Annotated in this window: 21 protein-coding genes; 2 read left to right on the plus strand and 19 right to left on the minus strand. The window is 68.3% G+C overall.

The genetic code is table 11. The features are described from left to right. Nucleotides 1–26: 26 nt before the first annotated feature. From tsaB to glmS, 5 genes are read right to left on the minus strand one after another with little or no spacing between them, the layout of a single operon-like run. On the minus strand, nucleotides 27–647 hold the full coding sequence (gene tsaB / locus AB4Y74_RS12735; RefSeq protein WP_441799439.1) for a tRNA (adenosine(37)-N6)-threonylcarbamoyltransferase complex dimerization subunit type 1 TsaB: 621 nt from the start codon (nucleotides 645–647) through the stop codon (nucleotides 27–29). 9 nt (nucleotides 648–656) lie between these two features. Continuing rightward, nucleotides 657–1,214 carry a tRNA (adenosine(37)-N6)-threonylcarbamoyltransferase complex ATPase subunit type 1 TsaE gene (gene tsaE / locus AB4Y74_RS12740; protein WP_441799440.1) on the minus strand — a complete coding sequence of 186 codons (558 nt, stop codon included), beginning with the start codon at nucleotides 1,212–1,214 and terminating at the stop codon, nucleotides 657–659. Next, nucleotides 1,211–2,341 (minus strand): alanine racemase, encoded by a 1,131-nt coding sequence (gene alr / locus AB4Y74_RS12745; RefSeq protein ID WP_441799441.1) that lies wholly within the window; start codon nucleotides 2,339–2,341, stop codon nucleotides 1,211–1,213. Before alr ends, tsaE begins: the two co-directional genes overlap by 4 nt. Continuing rightward, nucleotides 2,329–2,685 carry a holo-ACP synthase gene (locus AB4Y74_RS12750; RefSeq protein WP_441799442.1) on the minus strand — a complete coding sequence of 119 codons (357 nt, stop codon included), beginning with the start codon at nucleotides 2,683–2,685 and terminating at the stop codon, nucleotides 2,329–2,331. Before AB4Y74_RS12750 ends, alr begins: the two co-directional genes overlap by 13 nt. Before the next feature lie 4 nt (nucleotides 2,686–2,689). Beyond that, nucleotides 2,690–4,540, minus strand: coding sequence for a glutamine--fructose-6-phosphate transaminase (isomerizing) (glmS, locus tag AB4Y74_RS12755; RefSeq protein ID WP_441799443.1), 1,851 nt, complete (start codon nucleotides 4,538–4,540; stop codon nucleotides 2,690–2,692). Between the two features lie 66 nt (nucleotides 4,541–4,606). On the opposite strand from glmS, the gene coaA reads away from it, so the two are divergent. Together coaA and AB4Y74_RS12765 are read left to right on the plus strand one after the other, a co-directional pair. After that, on the plus strand, nucleotides 4,607–5,542 hold the full coding sequence (gene coaA, locus AB4Y74_RS12760) for a type I pantothenate kinase (RefSeq protein ID WP_441799444.1): 936 nt from the start codon (nucleotides 4,607–4,609) through the stop codon (nucleotides 5,540–5,542). 78 nt (nucleotides 5,543–5,620) lie between these two features. Beyond that, complete coding sequence (locus tag AB4Y74_RS12765) at nucleotides 5,621–5,929, plus strand: helix-turn-helix domain-containing protein (RefSeq protein ID WP_441799445.1); 309 nt, start codon at nucleotides 5,621–5,623, stop codon at nucleotides 5,927–5,929. Nucleotides 5,930–5,953: 24 nt separating this feature from the next. Here AB4Y74_RS12765 and glmM read toward each other — a convergent pair whose 3' ends face one another. From glmM to secY, 14 genes are all read right to left on the minus strand, one after another. After that, entirely contained in the window at nucleotides 5,954–7,315 is a 1,362-nt protein-coding gene (gene glmM, locus AB4Y74_RS12770) for a phosphoglucosamine mutase (RefSeq protein ID WP_441799446.1), read from the minus strand. 27 nt (nucleotides 7,316–7,342) lie between these two features. Then, nucleotides 7,343–7,840, minus strand: a complete 498-nt coding sequence (gene rpsI, locus AB4Y74_RS12775) for a 30S ribosomal protein S9 (protein WP_441799447.1) — start codon at nucleotides 7,838–7,840, stop codon at nucleotides 7,343–7,345. A gap of 51 nt (nucleotides 7,841–7,891) precedes the next feature. After that, entirely contained in the window at nucleotides 7,892–8,338 is a 447-nt protein-coding gene (rplM, locus tag AB4Y74_RS12780) for a 50S ribosomal protein L13 (RefSeq protein WP_441786532.1), read from the minus strand. A 175-nt stretch (nucleotides 8,339–8,513) separates the two neighbouring features. Further along, complete coding sequence (gene truA / locus AB4Y74_RS12785; protein ID WP_441799448.1) at nucleotides 8,514–9,389, minus strand: tRNA pseudouridine(38-40) synthase TruA; 876 nt, start codon at nucleotides 9,387–9,389, stop codon at nucleotides 8,514–8,516. Then, nucleotides 9,379–10,413: a GNAT family N-acetyltransferase gene (locus AB4Y74_RS12790; RefSeq protein ID WP_441799449.1), complete on the minus strand. Its 1,035-nt coding sequence runs from the start codon at nucleotides 10,411–10,413 to the stop codon at nucleotides 9,379–9,381. The genes truA and AB4Y74_RS12790 overlap by 11 nt, the downstream gene beginning before the upstream one ends. 86 nt (nucleotides 10,414–10,499) lie before the next feature. Then, complete coding sequence (gene rplQ / locus AB4Y74_RS12795) at nucleotides 10,500–11,063, minus strand: 50S ribosomal protein L17 (protein ID WP_441799450.1); 564 nt, start codon at nucleotides 11,061–11,063, stop codon at nucleotides 10,500–10,502. 53 nt (nucleotides 11,064–11,116) lie between these two features. After that, nucleotides 11,117–12,115 (minus strand): DNA-directed RNA polymerase subunit alpha, encoded by a 999-nt coding sequence (locus AB4Y74_RS12800; RefSeq protein ID WP_441799451.1) that lies wholly within the window; start codon nucleotides 12,113–12,115, stop codon nucleotides 11,117–11,119. Between the two features lie 119 nt (nucleotides 12,116–12,234). Continuing rightward, nucleotides 12,235–12,633 (minus strand): 30S ribosomal protein S11, encoded by a 399-nt coding sequence (gene rpsK / locus AB4Y74_RS12805; protein WP_018191944.1) that lies wholly within the window; start codon nucleotides 12,631–12,633, stop codon nucleotides 12,235–12,237. Between the two features lie 38 nt (nucleotides 12,634–12,671). Next, nucleotides 12,672–13,046, minus strand: a complete 375-nt coding sequence (rpsM, locus tag AB4Y74_RS12810) for a 30S ribosomal protein S13 (protein WP_441799452.1) — start codon at nucleotides 13,044–13,046, stop codon at nucleotides 12,672–12,674. Nucleotides 13,047–13,186: 140 nt separating this feature from the next. Beyond that, nucleotides 13,187–13,300, minus strand: a complete 114-nt coding sequence (rpmJ, locus tag AB4Y74_RS12815; protein ID WP_018191946.1) for a 50S ribosomal protein L36 — start codon at nucleotides 13,298–13,300, stop codon at nucleotides 13,187–13,189. A gap of 82 nt (nucleotides 13,301–13,382) precedes the next feature. Further along, the gene (infA, locus tag AB4Y74_RS12820) at nucleotides 13,383–13,604 is read right to left on the minus strand and encodes a translation initiation factor IF-1 (RefSeq protein WP_011186713.1); all 222 of its coding nucleotides are present in this window, start codon (nucleotides 13,602–13,604) and stop codon (nucleotides 13,383–13,385) included. Nucleotides 13,605–13,762: 158 nt separating this feature from the next. Beyond that, a complete protein-coding gene (gene map, locus AB4Y74_RS12825) occupies nucleotides 13,763–14,593 on the minus strand; it encodes a type I methionyl aminopeptidase (protein ID WP_441799453.1) in 831 nt (276 codons plus the stop codon). 16 nt (nucleotides 14,594–14,609) lie between these two features. Then, the gene (locus tag AB4Y74_RS12830) at nucleotides 14,610–15,224 is read right to left on the minus strand and encodes an adenylate kinase (RefSeq protein ID WP_441799454.1); all 615 of its coding nucleotides are present in this window, start codon (nucleotides 15,222–15,224) and stop codon (nucleotides 14,610–14,612) included. Then, nucleotides 15,221–16,543: a preprotein translocase subunit SecY gene (gene secY, locus AB4Y74_RS12835; RefSeq protein ID WP_441799455.1), complete on the minus strand. Its 1,323-nt coding sequence runs from the start codon at nucleotides 16,541–16,543 to the stop codon at nucleotides 15,221–15,223. The genes AB4Y74_RS12830 and secY overlap by 4 nt, the downstream gene beginning before the upstream one ends. Nucleotides 16,544–16,565: the final 22 nt, after the last annotated feature.

The raw sequence follows: 16,565 nt of genomic DNA on the forward strand, positions 1-16,565 counted from the left end.
ATTCGCGCGCCGCAGTTCGTAGGCGCTCACGCCGTCACCCGCTTCGGTCCGGCGGAGAGCGTCACGTCGGGCGAGCGCAGGTAGAGCGCCTCGTCGCGGTCCATCGGCAGCCCGTTGGCGAAGCGCAGCTCGGCGAGCATCCCGAGTCGCCCGGCCGGGACGACGTCGGTCTCGACCCGCACCAGGTCCGGATGCGGCAGCTCGTCAGGCTTCGCGAGCCCTGGCCCGTCGAGACGGATCGGCAGGCCCAGATCGTCGGCGCCCGAGTAAGCGGTCCAGTAGCGCTCGCGGCGGCGGGCATCCGTCACGACCAGCAGCGGACCGGCGTACCCGGACGCGTAGCGGTCGTAGGCGACGGCGTCATGACTGACGACCGGCACCAGCGGCTTACCCGCCCCGATCGCGAAGGCTTTCGCCGCGGCGATCCCGACCCGGAGGCCCGTGAACGGCCCGGGGCCCATGCCGGAGACCACCCCGGACAGCGCCCGGACCTCGACGCCGGCGACGGTGAGCGCCTCGTCGATGAGCGTGCCGATCACCTCAGCATGCCGCATGGTGTCGGTCTCGATGATCTCGGAGAGCACGCCGGCATCCCGGTCGACCACCGCCACGCTGGTGCCGGCGGACGTGTCGATGGCGAGGAGCATGCGTCCAGCCTAGGCGGGATCGGCGACGTCGGCGCCCTGCGCCCAGCGCGGTCCGAAGCCGGTGATGGTGACGGTGCGCGGCTCATCGACCTCGTCGACGTCAGCTGCGGCGACAGCTGCGGCGGCGGAGTCGGCGCTGGGGTGTGCGGCGGACTCGTTCGCGCCCGTCGGCCGCTCGATCGCGACCTCCAGCCACGACTCCGCGACGCCGTCGAGCATCCCGCTGCCCCACTCCACCACGACGACCGAGCGCGCGAAGTCGATGTCGAGGTCGTCGAGCTCGAGGGCGCTCGACAGCCGGTAGGCGTCGACGTGCACCAGCGGTACACCGCCGGAGAGGTGGGGATGCGTCCGCGCGAGCACGAAAGTGGGGCTCGTCACCGGGCCGCGCACGTCCATCCCCTCGCCGATGCCCCGGGTCAGGGTGGTCTTGCCTGCGCCGAGCGGGCCGGACAGGACCACGAGGTCGCCGGCGCGCAGTTCGGCGGCGAGCTCTCGCCCGAGCGCGTGCATCTCGTCGGCCGTGGCCACCCGCCGGGTCGACGGAAGCCGCAGGGCTGCGCTCACTGGGCGCCCCCGACGAAGGTCCGCTTCAGCCGGCCGCCGAGCCGCGTGACGATCTCGTAGTTGATGGTGTCGGCCGCGGCCGCCCAGTCGTCCGCGCCGGGGACGCCGGTCGCGGGGTCGCCGAACAGCACGACCTCGTCGCCGACCCGCACATCCAGGTCGCCCACATCCACCACGAACTGGTCCATCGCAACCCGGCCGCTGATCCGGAAGGCGTGGCCTGCGATCGACACCGGACCCCGATTGGATGCGTGCCTCGGAATACCCTCGGCGTACCCGAGCGGGACCAGCGCGAGCGTCGTCTCCCCCGCGGTGCGGTACGTGTAGTCGTACGAGACACCCTTTCCGGCGGGAACCCGGCGCACCGCCGCGACACGCCCGCGGAGGGTCATCGCCGGGCGCAGACCGTACTCCGCCCCGGACCCACCGCCGAACGGCGACAGCCCATAGACGGCGATGCCCAGCCGCACCAGGTCGTACCGCGACTCCGGCAGCGTGAGCGCCGCGGCGCTGGCGGCGATATGCCGCAGCTCCGGCGCGAGGCCGGCGGCGCGCGCCCGAGCGAGCGCGCTCTCGAAGACGGCGAGAGCGGCCCGGTCGTCCTCCAGTGACGCGTTCGACAGGTGCGAGAAGACACCGCGCACGACCACGTCGCCGCTCGCCTCCAGCTCGCGTGCCCGGGCGAACACCGCATCCCAGTCGGCCTCGGCGACGCCGTTGCGGCTCAGCCCGGTCTCGACCTTCACATGGACGAAGACCGGCCGGTCACCGCGTCCGGCTCGGGCCGCCGTCTCCAGCTGCTCGAGGGACGACAGGCCCAGATCGAGGCCGGCGCGGGCGGCGGCCTCGAAGTCCTCGTCCGGGTCATGCAGCCAGGCCAGCACGGGGGCGGTGATCCCCGCCTCTCGAAGCTCCAAGCCCTCGGCGACCTCGGCGACCCCCAGCCAGTCCGCGCCGCCGGCGAGGGCTGCTCGCGCGCTCTCGACGGCACCGTGGCCGTAGGCATCCGCCTTGACGACCGCCATCACGTGCGGCGTGCCCACCAGCTCGCGCAAGCGGATGACGTTGGCTGTCACCGCATCCAGATCGACGACCCGCTCCCGGAACACCGCCGTCACGGCGCGCACTCCGTCACCACGAATGCCGTGGCCACGCCCGCATCGTGCGTCATGGATACGTGGATGCGCACGATTCCGCGTTCACGCACCTGCGCCTCGACCACGTTGTGCAGCACGAAGCCGGGGTTCCTCTCCTCATCGGGGACGATCTCCATGTCGTGCCAGCGCACGCCCTCCGAGCCGCCGAGCGCCTTGATCAGCGCCTCCTTCGCCGCGAAACGTGCCGCGAGCGAGTGCACCGGCAGCAACCGCTCCGCCTCCGTGAAGAGACGGTCCCGCAGCTTCGGCGTGCGCACGATCGACCGTTCGAAGCGGGCGAGATCGACCACGTCGACCCCGATGCCGGAGATCACGGCATCACTCCACGGTGACGGACTTGGCCAGGTTGCGCGGCTGGTCGACGTCGAGACCCTTGGCGGCGGACAGCTCCATCGCGAAGATCTGCAGCGGCACGACGGCCAGCAGCGGCTCGAACAACGGGGCGGCCAGCGGGATGCGGATGACCTCGTCGGCGAACGGCAGCACGGCGGCGTCACCGGCCTCGGCGATCGCGATGACGCGGGCGCCGCGGGCTCGGATCTCCTGGATGTTGGAGACGACCTTCTTGTGCAGCTCGTCCGACCAGCGCGGGCTCGGCACGACGACGAAGACGGGCTGGCCGGGCTCGATCAGCGCGATCGGGCCGTGCTTCAGCTCACCGGCCGCGAAGCCCTCGGCGTGAATGTACGCGAGCTCCTTGAGCTTCAGCGCACCCTCCAGCGCGATGGGGTAACCGACGTGGCGGCCGAGGAACAGCACCGACCGGGTGTCCGACATCCACTTGGCCAGCTGAGCGATCTCGGCGTGCGACTCCAGCACAGTCGCGATCTTCTCGGGCACGGCGTTCAGCTCGGCGATCGCGTCGCGCTGGTGAGCGGCGGACAGCGTGCCGCGCACGCGCGCCAGGTGCAGACCGAAGAGGTACAGCGCGGTGATCTGGGCCACGAAGGCCTTCGTCGACGCGACAGCGACTTCGGGACCAGCGTGGGTGTAGAGCGCCGCGTCCGACTCGCGCGGGATGGTCGCACCCTGCGTGTTGCAGATGGAGATCGCCTTGGCGCCGGCCTCACGGGCGTACTTGACCGCCATGAGCGTGTCCATCGTCTCGCCCGACTGGCTGATCGAGATGACGAGCGTGCCCTCGGTGAGCACCGGCTCGCGGTACCGGAACTCGTGGCTGAGCTCGACGGTGACGGGCACGCGGGCCCACTTCTCGATCGCGTAGCTGCCGACGAGCCCCGCATAGGCGGCGGTGCCGCACGCGATGATCGTGACCCGGTCGATCCCGGCGAAGTACTCGTCGCCCAGCGCGTCGAGCTCGGGGATGTGCACAGTGTCGTCGACGAGGCGGCCGCGCAGAGTGTTGGCGACGGCGTCCGGCTCCTCGGCGATCTCCTTCGCCATGAAGGAGGACCACCCGCCCTTCTCGGCGGCGGAGGCGTCCCACGCCACCTCGAACGGCTCGACCTCGACCGGCGTACCGGTGAAGTCGGTCACCGTGACGCTGTCGGGCGTGATGGTGACGATCTGGTCCTGGCCGATGGCCATGGCGCGGCGCGTGTGCTCGACGAACGCGGCCACGTCGGAGCCGAGGAAGTTCTCGCCCTCGCCCAGCCCGATCACCAGCGGGGAGTTGCGGCGCGCGCCGACGACGACGTGCGGCTGATCCTGGTGCATCGCCAGCAGCGTGAACGCGCCCTCCAGACGCGACACGACCGCCTGGAACGCCTCAGGAAGGTCGCCGGTGCGACGGTACTCGCGGCCGAGGAGGACGGCGGCGACCTCGGTGTCGGTCTCCGACTCGAAGGCGAAGCCGTCTGCCAGCAGTTCGTCCTTCAGGGTCGAGAAGTTCTCGATGATGCCGTTGTGGATGACGGCGAGGCGACCCTCGTCGCCCAGGTGCGGGTGCGCGTTCACGTCCGTCGGACCGCCGTGCGTCGCCCAGCGGGTGTGCCCGATGCCGGTCTGGCCGTTCGGGATGGGGTTCTCCTGCAGGTCCTCGGTGAGGACCGCCAGCTTGCCCGCCTTCTTCGCGGTCCCGAGCGCGCCGTCCGGGCCGATCACGGCGATGCCGGCCGAGTCGTAGCCGCGGTACTCCAGGCGCTTCAGGCCGCCAAGCAGCACCTCGAGGCTCTTGTCAGTACCGACGTACCCCACGATTCCACACATGGGGTCGAGTCTATCGTGGGCTTGGGTGGGGCCTCGCTGTGAGCGCCCCCCTAGACTTGGGGTCCTATGCTCTCGAACGGCGACTCCACCCCCTTCGTCGAACTGGGCCGGGCCGACTGGGCGGAACTGGCGCAGAACACGCGCCTCCCGCTGCTGGAGACGGAGATCGTCCAGCTCCGCGGTCTCGGCGATCCGCTCGACATGCGCGAGGTCGAGGAGGTCTACCTCCCGCTCAGCCGCCTTCTGAACCTCTACGTCGGCGGCGCGAAGCAGCTCCACCACGTCACCAGCGACTTCCTCGGCGAGCGCGCTGCGCGCACTCCCTTCGTCATCGGCGTCGCGGGGTCCGTCGCGGTCGGCAAGTCGACCATCGCGCGCCTGCTGCGGGAGCTGCTCTCGCGTTGGGATGACACCCCGCGCGTCGAGCTGGTCACCACCGACGGGTTCCTGCACCCCAACGCCGAGTTGGAGCGACTGGGCCTGATGGAGCGCAAGGGCTTCCCCGAGTCGTACGACCGCAAGGCGCTGCTGCGGTTCGTGACGGCGGTGAAGAGCGGCGCCCCCGAGGTGCGCGCGCCGTTCTATTCGCACCTGAGCTACGACATCGTGCCGGACGCGGAGATCGTGGTGCGCCGCCCGGACGTCCTCATCGTCGAGGGGCTCAACGTGCTGCAGCCGGCCGGCGGCGGCAACCGTCTCGCCGTCAGCGACCTGTTCGACTTCAGCGTCTACGTGGATGCGCGCACGCGCGACATCGCCCGCTGGTACGAGGAGCGTTTCCTCAAGCTCCAGCGCGGGGCCTTCGCCAACCCGAAGTCCTACTTCCACCGGTATGCCGAACTCACCGAGGATCAGGCCCGCGAGCGCGCAGCGACCATCTGGTCCCGCATCAACGAGCCGAACCTCCTGCAGAACATCCGCCCGACGCGGTCGCGCGCGAAGCTCGTCCTGCGCAAGGACGACAATCACGCCGTCAGCTCGGTGCTCCTGCGTAAGCTGTAGGGTCTTTAGACCCGGCGCTCAGATGCGAGAGGCTGTCAAGCTCTGGCCGTGGATGCGGTGGTCGCGTAGGCATGAGGTATGGCAACACCACGCTCCCGCGCCGCCGAAGTCTTCGGACAGCGGGTACGCGAGGCGCGCATCGCCCTCGGCATGAGCCAGGAGGACATCGCCAACCTGGCCGACATGCACGTCACCAACTACGGGCGGGTCGAGCGCGGCGAGGCCAACTCCGAGTTGCACACGATCGTCCGGCTCGCGACCGCACTCAACGTCGATCCCGCCGACCTGCTCCGCGGTCTGTACGGCAGCGACATGCTCCCGGACCGCTCGCGCGCCTACTCGGTTGCCGAATTCATCGCCGCCCGGCGCGCGCACGAAACCCGCTGACCGCCCGCGATCGGTCGGGCTCCGTCAGAGCGCCAGACGCTCCCGCACCACATCGGCCAATTCGTTGGCGAGACGCTCGGCGGTGACATGGTCGGCGGCCTCCACCATCACGCGCACCAACGGCTCAGTGCCGGAGGGGCGCAGGAGCACGCGGCCGCTGTCGCCGAGGGCGTTCTCCGCCGTCTGCACCGCCGTGAGCAGCTGCTCGTCGGAGTGGACGCCGTGGTGGTCGACGTTCTTCACGTTAATCATCACCTGCGGGTAGATCGTCATCACCGTGGCCAGCTCGGCCAGGGACTTGCCCTGGCGCGCCATCTCGCTGAGGAGGTGGAGACCGGTCAGGATGCCGTCACCCGTCGTCGCGAACTCGCGCATGATGACGTGTCCGGACTGCTCGCCTCCGAGGGAGAACTCGTGCTCGTTCATCTCTTCGAGCACGTAGCGGTCGCCGACAGCGGTCTCGACGACGCGGATGCCGTGATCGCGCATGGCGAGCTTGAGGCCGAGGTTGCTCATCACGGTGGCAACCAGCGTGTCGTCGCGGAGCTTGCCGCGCTGCTTCATGCCGACCGCGAGAATCGCCATGATCTGGTCGCCGTCGACGATGTTGCCTTCGGCGTCGACGGCCAGGCAACGGTCCGCGTCGCCGTCGTGGGCGATGCCCACATCGGCGCCCGCGGCGAGGACGGCCTTGGCCAGGTTGTCGAGGTGCGTCGACCCGACGCCGTCGTTGATGTTCATGCCGTCCGGCGCATCGCCGATGACGGTCACGCGGGCACCGGCGTCCGTGAAGACCTCCGGCGAGATGCCCGCCGCCGCGCCGTGCGCGCAGTCCAGCACGACATGGATGCCGTCGAGGCGGTGCGGGAGGCTGCCCAGCAGGTGGAGGACGTAGCGGTCCTCGGCGTCCGCGAAGCGGCGGATGCGGCCGACGCCGGCCCCTGTCGGAGTCAGCTTGTCGAGTTCGAGATGCTGCTCGATGCGATCTTCGACAACGTCGGGAAGCTTGGTGCCTCCCCGGGCGAAGATCTTGATCCCGTTATCGGGAGCAGGATTGTGCGAGGCGGAGACCATCACACCGAAGTCTGCGTCGAAGTCGGCGATTAGGAAGGCCGTGGCCGGCGTGGGGATGACTCCCGCGTCGTACACGTCGATGCCGGAGCTCGCGAGCCCGGCCGCCACCGCGGCGGAGAGGAACTCGCCCGAGACGCGCGGGTCGCGGGCGACAATGGCCTTCGGGCGCTTACCGGCGGCCCGCCGCGCCTCGGCGCTACGGCCTTGCGTCAGTACAGCAGCAGCTGACTGCGCAAGGCCGAGCGCCAAGTCCGCGGTGAGACTTCCGTTTGCGAGACCGCGAACGCCGTCGGTACCGAATAGACGAGGCATGGACCGAAGCCTAAACGCTCGTAAGCGTTAGCGCTTGGAGAACTGCGACGCCTTGCGGGCCTTCTTGAGACCGGCCTTCTTGCGCTCGGTGACGCGAGCGTCACGGGTGAGGAACCCGGCCTTCTTCAGAGTCGCGCGGTTGTTCTCGCGGTCGATCTCATTGAGAGCGCGCGCGATGGCGAGGCGCAGGGCGCCCGCCTGGCCGGAGGGGCCACCGCCGGTAATCTTGCCGATGACATCGTAGGCCCCGAGCAGGTCGAGCACCTTGAACGGGTCGTTGATCAGCTGCTGGTGCAGCTTGTTCGGGAAGTAGTCGGCGAACTCACGGCCGTTGACCGTGATGGTGCCGGAACCCGGGACCAGGCGCACGCGCGCGATGGCCTCCTTGCGGCGGCCGACGGCCGCTCCGGGAACGGAGAGGACGGCGCGCGGGGCCGCGGGGGCCTCGGTTGCCGGGGTCTCGGTCGAGTAGGACTCGACGTTGTCGGCCTGGGCCGACTCGATGCTGTCTGCGATCTTCGCCACGGTGGTGATAATCCTTTGTCTCTAAGTCGTGAAAGTCGTCGTCGTCGCGAACTACTGTGCGACCTGGCCGAGCGTGTACGGCTTCGGCTGCTGGGCGGCGTGCGGGTGCTCGCTTCCGGTGTAGACCTTCAGCTTGCGGAGCTGGGCGCGACCGATGGAGTTCTTCGGGAGCATGCCGCGGACGGCCTTCTCGACGGCGCGGACCGGGTTCTTCTCGAGGAGCTCCGAGTAGGTGGTGGCCTTGAGGCCGCCCGGGTAGCCCGAGTGGCGGTAGGCCTTCTTCTGGAGGAGCTTCTGACCGGTCAGCGCGACCTTCTCCGCGTTGATGATGATGACGAAGTCACCACTGTCCATGTGCGGAGCGAAGGTCGGCTTGTGCTTGCCGCGCAGGAGGGCGGCGGTGTGGCTGGCAAGACGGCCGAGCACGACGTCGGTCGCGTCGATGACGACCCAGTCTCGCTGGATCTCGTCTGCCTTCGGGGAATACGTGCGCGTCACAGTAGTGGCTGCTTTCTGTCTCGAACGGAGGTGTTCGTGAATCCCGCTCCGTGGGGGTTCGCCTCCCTCAGGAGGGAACCGGGCCGGTGGAGGGCTCACGTTCGTATGTCACGCCGCAGAAGGCGCGGACACCAAAGATCAATCGTACGGGACGTCGCCACCCCGGTCAAACCGGCTACAGTTCGCGCATCGCCCGGGTCCGTTCCGCGCGCAGCGCGAGCTCGGCCCCTTCGGGGTATCCCACCTCGAGGAGGGTGAGCCCGCGCGCCGGCATGACCTTGAACGCGCTGGTCCGGCGCCGCTCGTCGCGGAGCGCCACGAGGTCGCCGGCACCGAGCTTGCCCTCTCCCACCTCGACGCAGGCGCCCACCAGCGCACGGACCATGCTGTGGCAGAAGGCATCCGCAGTGAGATCCGCGACCAGAACGCCGTCCGCATCCTGACGCCAGGAGAACGCCTGCAGGGTACGGATGGTCGTCGCCCCCTCCCGCGCCTTGCAGTAGCTGGCGAAGTCGTGCAGGCCGAGCAATCCGTGAGCGGCCATGTCCATCGCCGCGACATCGAGGTCCGACGACACCCACGCCGTGCGGTGTCGCTGAAGCGGGTCGCGGAACGCTGTGCGATCGGCGACGCGATATTCGTAGTGCCGCCACAGCGCCGAGAAGCGTGCGTCGAATCCGTCCGGCGCGACGGCGGCGGCGAGCACGACGACGTCGGAGACCGGACCCAGGATGCCGTTGAGCCGCCGCGCGAGCGCCTCCTCCGCGGAAAGCGGTTGACGCATACCGTGCGGCTTGCGCAGCACCGCCTCCTGCGCCGGCGACAGGTCGACGTGCGCGACCTGTCCGACGGCGTGGACGCCCGCGTCGGTCCGTCCCGCCACCGTCAGGACCGGTGGGTCGCCGGCCCGGCGGAAGATCGTCGCGAGCGCATCCTCCAGCGCCCCCTGGACGGTGCGGAGGCCGGGCTGTCGCCCCCAGCCGTTGAAGTCGGTGCCCTGGTAGGCGATGTCGAGGCGGTACCGTCGCGTCGGCTGCCCGTCAGTAGGCACGGACCAGACCCGTCTCCGACTGAGCCGTGACGAAGCCCATGCCGGTGTAGAGGCCGAGCGCCCCGGTCGGGTTCTCGGCGTCCACATCCAGAACCACCTTGTCCAGACCGCGCGCGGCCGACGCCTCGAGTACGGCGCGCAAAAGGGTGGGCGCGATCCGGCGGCCCCGGTAGGGTCGCGTGACGGCCACGGTCGACACGTAGGAGCTCGAGAAGCCCTGACCTGCCCAGTCCTCCTGGCTCACGTCGGTCAGCAGGACACCCGCCACCACGCCGTCGACCAGGGCGACGAAGGACAGGTCGGCGACGAACGTGCCGGAGGTGAGCCCGGTGAACTGCTCGTCCGACAGCGGCTGACTGCCCCAGTGGTCGCGGAAAGCCTCGTCCCGCGCGAGGTGCACGGCATCCGCCAGCTCCGGCCGGTACGGCTCGATACGCACGTCGCCGGTCGGAGAGACGGCGGGGATGGGGTCGGCCAGGTCGCGCTCCATGGTCTGGAAGTACCGCGCCACCTCGAACCCACCGGCCTCGAGCAGCCGGCGCCGCCCCTCGGCGCGGCGGTCCGCGTAACCGACGAGCCAGCCCGGCAGACGTTTCTCCGACGCCGCGAGCTTCTGCTCGCCCCTCGCTCGTTGCCAGGTGAGCAGCTCGCGTCCGATTCCCCTCCCCCGGACGTCGGGATGGACGCCCCCGTTCATGAACTCGCGGACCAGGGTCTCCTGCCGCGGCGGCTCCATGACCACCCCGACGGCCACCACACGTCCCTCGCCGGAGACCGCGAGAAGGGTGTCCGCCTCCAGCTCCACGAAGCTGTAGGCGAGCTCCTCCTCCACCTCCTCGCGGGTGGTCAGGTAGTTCGGGTGATCGGCGGCGTCGATGGCGCGGTACACCTCGTACACGGCGTCCACGTCATCGGCCGTCGCCGGGCGCCACACGGCGATCTCCGCGTGCTGTGGACGGTACGTCGGAGGCGCGGTCACGCGGTCCCGGAGCGGCGGCAGGGAGGCGTCGTCGGTCGAGGTCATGCCTCTCACTTTAGAAGACGGCGACGGACACGACGAAGGCCCCGCATCGAAAGGATGCGGGGCCTTCGGGCGTGCGAGGAAGGGTGTTACGCCTTCTCCGTCTCGGTCTCGGCGTCGGACTCACCGGCAGCGTCGGCGTCAGCCGTCGCGTCCTCCGCGACAACTGCCTCCGCGGCGGTGGTCTCGGTGCTGGCCTCCTCGACCGGAGTCTCCTCGGCGGGGGCCGCGGTCTCCTCGACCGGCGCAGCCTTGGGGGCAGCGGTGGTCTTGGACGACTTCACCTTCGGGGTGACGGGCTCGAGCACGAGCTCGATCTGCACCATGGATGCGTTGTCGCCCTTGCGGAAGCCGAGCTTCGTGATGCGGGTGTAGCCGCCCTCACGCTCGGCGACCAGCGGCGCGATCTCGGTGAAGAGCTCGTGGACCACGGCCTTGTCGCTGATGACGGCGAGCACGCGACGGCGTGCAGCCAGGTCACCGCGCTTCGCGAACGTGATCAGGCGCTCAGCCACGGGACGCAGGCGCTTGGCCTTCGTCTCGGTGGTCTTGATGCTCTTGTGGGTGAACAGCGCTGCAGCCAGGTTGGCGAGCATGAGGCGCTCGTGCGCCGGGCCGCCCCCGAGGCGGGGGCCCTTGGTGGGCTTAGGCATGATCGGTTATCTCCAGTTGTAAAAGGTCTGATGGCGAAGGTCGGATGACGGCCTCAGATGGTGGTGGACTCGTCCTCGTCGTACCCGCTGTAGAAGTGGGCGCCGTCGAACCCGGGAACCGAGTCCTTCAGCGACAGGCCCATCTCCGTCAGCTTGTCCTTGACCTCATCCACCGACTTCTGACCGAAGTTGCGGATGTTCATGAGCTGCGTCTCCGACAGCGAGACGAGCTCGCTCACGGTGTTGATGCCCTCGCGCTTGAGGCAGTTGTACGAGCGGACCGACAGGTCGAGGTCCTCGATCGGCATCGACAGCTCGGAGCTGAGGACGGCGTCGACCGGCGCCGGGCCGATCTCGATGCCCTCGGCGGCGCTGTTGAGCTCACGCGCCAGACCGAACAGCTCGACCAGGGTGCGGCCGGCCGAGGCGATCGCGTCGCGCGGGCTGATCGCGGGCTTGGTCTCGACGTCGACCACGAGGCGGTCGAAGTCGGTGCGCTCGCCGGCACGGGTGGCCTCGACGCGGTAGGTGACCTTGAGCACCGGCGAGTAGATCGAGTCGATCGGGATCTGGCCCGCCTCGCTGTACTCGTTGCGGTTCTGCTGGGCCGAGACGTAGCCGCGGCCACGCTCGATGGTCAGCTCGACCTCGAACTTCGCCTTGTCGTTGAGGGTCGCGATGACCAGCTCGGGGTTGTGGATCTCCACGCCCGCCGGAGCCGAGATGTCGGCCGCGGTGACCTGGCCGGAGCCCGTCTTGCGGAGGTACGCGGTGATCGGCTCGTCGTGCTCGCTCGAGACGACCAGGCCCTTGATGTTCAGGATGATCTCGGTGACATCTTCCTTGACACCCGGCACGGTGCTGAACTCGTGCAGCACGCCGTCGATGCGGATGCTGGTGACAGCGGCGCCCGGGATCGACGAGAGCAGGGTGCGACGCAGGGAGTTGCCGAGGGTGTAGCCGAAGCCCGGCTCCAGCGGCTCGATGACGAACCGCGAGCGGAACTCGGAGATGTTCTCTTCGGTGAGCGTAGGACGCTGTGCAATGAGCACTATTTATTTTCCTTTCGACTGAGTGTCCGCTATATGACACTCGCGTCGCGCGTGAGGGACGACGTCGGCGAAGCCGGCGCCGCCCCTCGCTTGCGCGAAAATTTAACGGAGAGAACTGCTTAGACGCGACGGCGCTTCGGCGGGCGGCAACCGTTGTGCGCCTGCGGGGTGACGTCGTTGATCGAGCCCACCTCGAGGCCGGCGGCCTGGAGCGAGCGGATCGCCGTCTCGCGGCCCGAGCCCGGACCCTTGACGAAGACGTCGACCTTCTTCATGCCGTGCTCCTGCGCCTGACGAGCCGCCGACTCAGCGGCGAGCTGCGCCGCGAACGGGGTCGACTTGCGGGAGCCCTTGAACCCGACGCCGCCGGACGAGGCCCAGCTGATGACCGCACCGGTGGTGTCGGTGATCGAGACGATCGTGTTGTTGAACGTGCTCTTGATGTGGGCCTGGCCCACAGCGATGTTCTTCTTTTCCTTTTTGCGCGGCTTGCGAGCGGCCGACTTGGGTGCTGCCATTTCTTCTCCTGAATCCTAAGAGCGTGGGGCCGCAGGCCTTAGCGCGCCTTCTTCTTGCCGGCCACGGTGCGCTTCGGTCCCTTGCGGGTGCGCGCGTTGGTCTTGGTGCGCTGGCCGCGGACCGGGAGGCCCTTGCGGTGGCGGATACCCTCGTAGCTGCCGATCTCGACCTTGCGGCGGATGTCGGCGGCGACCTCACGGCGGAGGTCACCCTCGACCTTGAAGTTGCCCTCGATGTAGTCGCGGAGCGCGACGAGCTGGTCGTCGGACAGATCCTTGACGCGGATGTCGCCCGAGATCTCGGTCTCGCGCAGAGTCTGCAGCGCACGCGTGCGGCCGACTCCGTAGATGTAGGTGAGTGCGACTTCCACGCGCTTTTCGCGCGGGATGTCGACGCCTGCTAGACGTGCCATGTGTTGGCTTCTCCTGTGATGAGTGGAGGTCTGCAGCGATCCCGGTGCCCCGGCCTCCTCCGAGGGTGTCCCCCGCGTCCGTTTCCGGACTCAGGATCTGGGATCGCCTGTTTTTCTTTATTCGGTTATGGGAACTGCGATTAGCCCTGGCGCTGCTTGTGGCGCGGGTTCTCGCAGATGACCATGACGCGGCCGTTGCGACGGATGACCTTGCACTTGTCGCAGATCCTCTTGACGGAGGGGTTGACCTTCATAAGTGTTCTTTACCTTTGTTCGCTGTCTTCGTACCTCGCCTGGGGCAACCCGTCGGCTGGGGCCGTTACTTACAGCAGACCTTTACTTGTAGCGGTAGACGATCCGGCCGCGGGTCAGGTCGTAGGGGCTCAGTTCCACGATCACGCGGTCCTCGGGGAGGATACGGATGTAGTGCTGGCGCATCTTGCCGGAGATGTGGGCAAGAACCTTGTGACCGTTCGTCAGCTCGACGCGGAACATCGCGTTGGGCAGGGCTTCGATCACGGATCCTTCGATCTCGATGACACCGTCTTTTTTGGCCATAGCCTCACTGTCGCTAAAAGTAGTGGTTTGCTGGTCGTGCGTTGATCGGCGAAAGGCACGTCAGAAACGTGCCTAAGACACCAAGGATCTATCTTATGGGAAACGGCGCGATTCCGCCAATCCGCGTGTAGTATCTGCGCCCGCCGTCAGCGAACGGGTCACGGGATGGGCGTCGGAGTCACACCGAATGCGGCAAGGCCCGCTGACCCGCCGTCCTCCGCGGTGAGCACCCAGATGCCGTCCGCGTGCACGGCGACGCTGTGCTCCCAGTGCGCGGCCGCGCTGCCGTCCTCGGTGGCGACGGTCCAGCCGTCGTCCTTCACATACGTCTCCTGGTCGCCCATCACCACCATCGGCTCGATCGCGACGACGAGTCCGGGCCTGACCTCCGGGCCCTTCGCGCGCACCCGGTAATTGAACACCGGGGGCTCCTCGTGCATCCGGCGGCCGATGCCGTGGCCGATGTAGTCGGTGAGGATGCCGTAGTCGCCCTGCGCGAGGATGTAGTCCTCGATCGCTTCCCCGACCTCGTTGAGGTATCGCGCGGAGGCGAGCGTCGCAATGCCGCGCCAGAGCGACTGCTCCGTCACGGTGGCGAGCCGCTGCCGATCGGCGACCGTCTCCGGGTGCGCCGGGTCGGGCACCACGAAGGTGCGCGCCGCGTCGCCGTTCCAGCCGTGCAGGATGGCGCCGCTGTCGACCGAGAGGATGTCACCGGGCTCCAGGATGCGCGAGCCGGGGATGCCGTGCACGACCTCGTCGTTGACCGACGCGCAAATGGTGTGGTGGTATCCCGGTTCCAGCTGGAAATTGGAGGCGCCACCGGCCTCGATGATGGCGCGCTCAGCGAGGGCATCGAGTTCGAGCGTCGAGACCCCCGCTGCAACGGCAGCCGCGACGGCGTCGAGCGACGCGGCCGTAGCCAGCCCCGGAGCGACCATGTCGCGTAGCTGGGCCGGGGTCTTGTAGATGGAGCGCTTCAGTTTCATCGAGAAACGGGAACCGCTAAGCGACGGACCCGCCGGCGGGCGCGCCCGCCACCGGGTGGATGCCGCGTTCGGCGAGGGCAGCCGTGATGCGTTCGGCGACCTCGTCCATTCCGCCCAGGCCGTCGACCGGAACGAGCAACCCGCGATCGCGGTAGACCTCGATCAGCGGGGACGTCTCACGGACGTAGACCTCCTGGCGGTGCCGGATGGCCTCCTCCGAGTCGTCCGCCCGGCCCTGCTCGAGCGCGCGCTTGGTGAGCCGCTGCACGATCTCGTCCTGGTCGGCCGTCAGCTGGATGACTGCGCCGAGCTTCTCGCCGTCTGCGGCCAGCAACCGGTCAAGATAGTCGACCTGCGCGAGCGTCCGGGGGTAACCGTCGAGGAGGAAGCCGCCAGCGGCATCCTCTTCGCGCAACCGGTCTGCGACAAGCTGGTTCGTCAGGCTGTCCGGGACGTAGTCGCCCGCATCCACGATCGCCTTGACCTGCTTGCCGAGCTCGGTCTCGTTCTTGATGTTGGCCCGGAAGATGTCGCCCGTGGAGATGTCGGGGATCCCGTAGGTGGAGGTGATGCGGGAGGCCTGCGTACCCTTGCCCGCTCCGGGGGGACCGACGATCAGCATTCGGGTCAACGCAGAAGCCCTTCGTAATGCCGCTGCTGGAGCTGGGAGTCGATCTGCTTGACCGTCTCCAGCCCGACACCGACGATGATCAGGATGGACGTGCCACCGAACATGAAGTTCTGGCTTGCCCCGATCAAGGCGAAGGCGACAAGCGGTATCAGTGCGATGAAGCCCAGATAGAACGAGCCGGGCAGCGTCACCCGCGTGAGGACGTAGTCGAGGTACTCCGCCGTCGGGCGCCCAGCGCGGATGCCGGGGATGAAGCCGCCGTACTTCTTCATGTTGTCCGCGACCTCCTCCGGGTTGAAGGTGATGGCCACGTAGAAGTACGTGAAGCCCACGATCAGGAGGAAGTACAGCAGCATGTAGAGCGGGTGGTCGCCCTTGGTCAGGTAGTTCGTGATCCAGGTCACCCACGGCGCCGGGGCCTTACCCGCGGCCGGCTGGTTGAACTGCGCGATCAGGGCAGGCAGGTACAGCAGGGACGAGGCGAAGATGACGGGCACGACGCCGGCCATGTTCACCTTGATCGGGATGTACGTGTTGTTACCGCCGTACGTCCGGCGCCCGACCATCCGCTTGGCGTACTGCACGGGGATGCGCCGCTGCGACTGTTCGACGAAGACCACGCCCATGACGATGAGCAAGCCGATGGCGATCACGACGAGAAGGATCTCGATGCCCTGCGACTGGCCGACCGCCCAGAGGGAGGTCGGGAACTGCGCGGCGATGGAGGTGAAGATGAGGAGCGACATGCCGTTGCCGATACCGCGCTCGGTGACGAGCTCGCCCATCCACATGATGAGGCCGGTTCCCGCGGTCATCGTGATGACCATCAGCATGATCGCGTACCAGGAGTCGTCGGTGATCAGCTGCGTGCACTGCGAGACGGCGGTGGTCCCGAACAGCGCGCCGCTGCGGGCGACGGTGATGAGGGTCGTCGACTGGAGGACGCCCAGCGCGATGGTGAGGTAGCGCGTGTACTGCGTCAGCTTGGCCTGACCGGCCTGACCCTCTTTGTAGAGGGTCTCGAAGCGCGGGATGACCACGCGCAGCAGCTGCACGATGATCGACGCGGTGATGTAGGGCATGATGCCCAGCGCGAAGACCGAAAGTTTGAGGAGGGCGCCGCCGGAGAACAGGTTCACCAGCGAGTAGAGGCCGGAGGTGTCCTGGTTGGCGTTCAGACAGGTCTGAACGTTGCCGAAGTCGACGAACGGCGCCGGGATGAACGATCCCAGGCGGAACAGGGCGATGATGCCCAGCGTGAAGAAGATCTTGCGGCGAAGATCTGGCGTGCGGAAGATCCGCGCAACGGCGCTAAACAAACGTGCGTCCTGCTTTCCTAAG

Origin of the sequence: Leifsonia sp. RAF41 (assembly GCF_052114085.1) — a bacterium.
Classification (GTDB): Bacteria; Actinomycetota; Actinomycetes; order Actinomycetales; family Microbacteriaceae; genus Leifsonia.

What these genes read in the sequence shown, in the direction of transcription:
- glmS (WP_441799443.1), bottom strand. Translation starts at nt 4,540, where the DNA reads ATGTGTGGAATCGTGGGGTACGTCGGTACTGACAAGAGCCTCGAGGTG.
- rpmJ (WP_018191946.1), bottom strand. Translation starts at nt 13,300, where the DNA reads ATGAAGGTCAACCCCTCCGTCAAGAGGATCTGCGACAAGTGCAAGGTC.
- tsaB (WP_441799439.1), bottom strand. Translation starts at nt 647, where the DNA reads ATGCTCCTCGCCATCGACACGTCCGCCGGCACCAGCGTGGCGGTGGTC.
- map (WP_441799453.1), bottom strand. Translation starts at nt 14,593, where the DNA reads ATGAAACTGAAGCGCTCCATCTACAAGACCCCGGCCCAGCTACGCGAC.
- glmM (WP_441799446.1), bottom strand. Translation starts at nt 7,315, where the DNA reads ATGCCTCGTCTATTCGGTACCGACGGCGTTCGCGGTCTCGCAAACGGA.
- rpsM (WP_441799452.1), bottom strand. Translation starts at nt 13,046, where the DNA reads ATGGCACGTCTAGCAGGCGTCGACATCCCGCGCGAAAAGCGCGTGGAA.
- rplQ (WP_441799450.1), bottom strand. Translation starts at nt 11,063, where the DNA reads ATGCCTAAGCCCACCAAGGGCCCCCGCCTCGGGGGCGGCCCGGCGCAC.
- rpsK (WP_018191944.1), bottom strand. Translation starts at nt 12,633, where the DNA reads ATGGCAGCACCCAAGTCGGCCGCTCGCAAGCCGCGCAAAAAGGAAAAG.
- AB4Y74_RS12790 (WP_441799449.1), bottom strand. Translation starts at nt 10,413, where the DNA reads ATGACCTCGACCGACGACGCCTCCCTGCCGCCGCTCCGGGACCGCGTG.
- infA (WP_011186713.1), bottom strand. Translation starts at nt 13,604, where the DNA reads ATGGCCAAAAAAGACGGTGTCATCGAGATCGAAGGATCCGTGATCGAA.
- AB4Y74_RS12765 (WP_441799445.1), top strand. Translation starts at nt 5,621, where the DNA reads ATGGCAACACCACGCTCCCGCGCCGCCGAAGTCTTCGGACAGCGGGTA.
- coaA (WP_441799444.1), top strand. Translation starts at nt 4,607, where the DNA reads ATGCTCTCGAACGGCGACTCCACCCCCTTCGTCGAACTGGGCCGGGCC.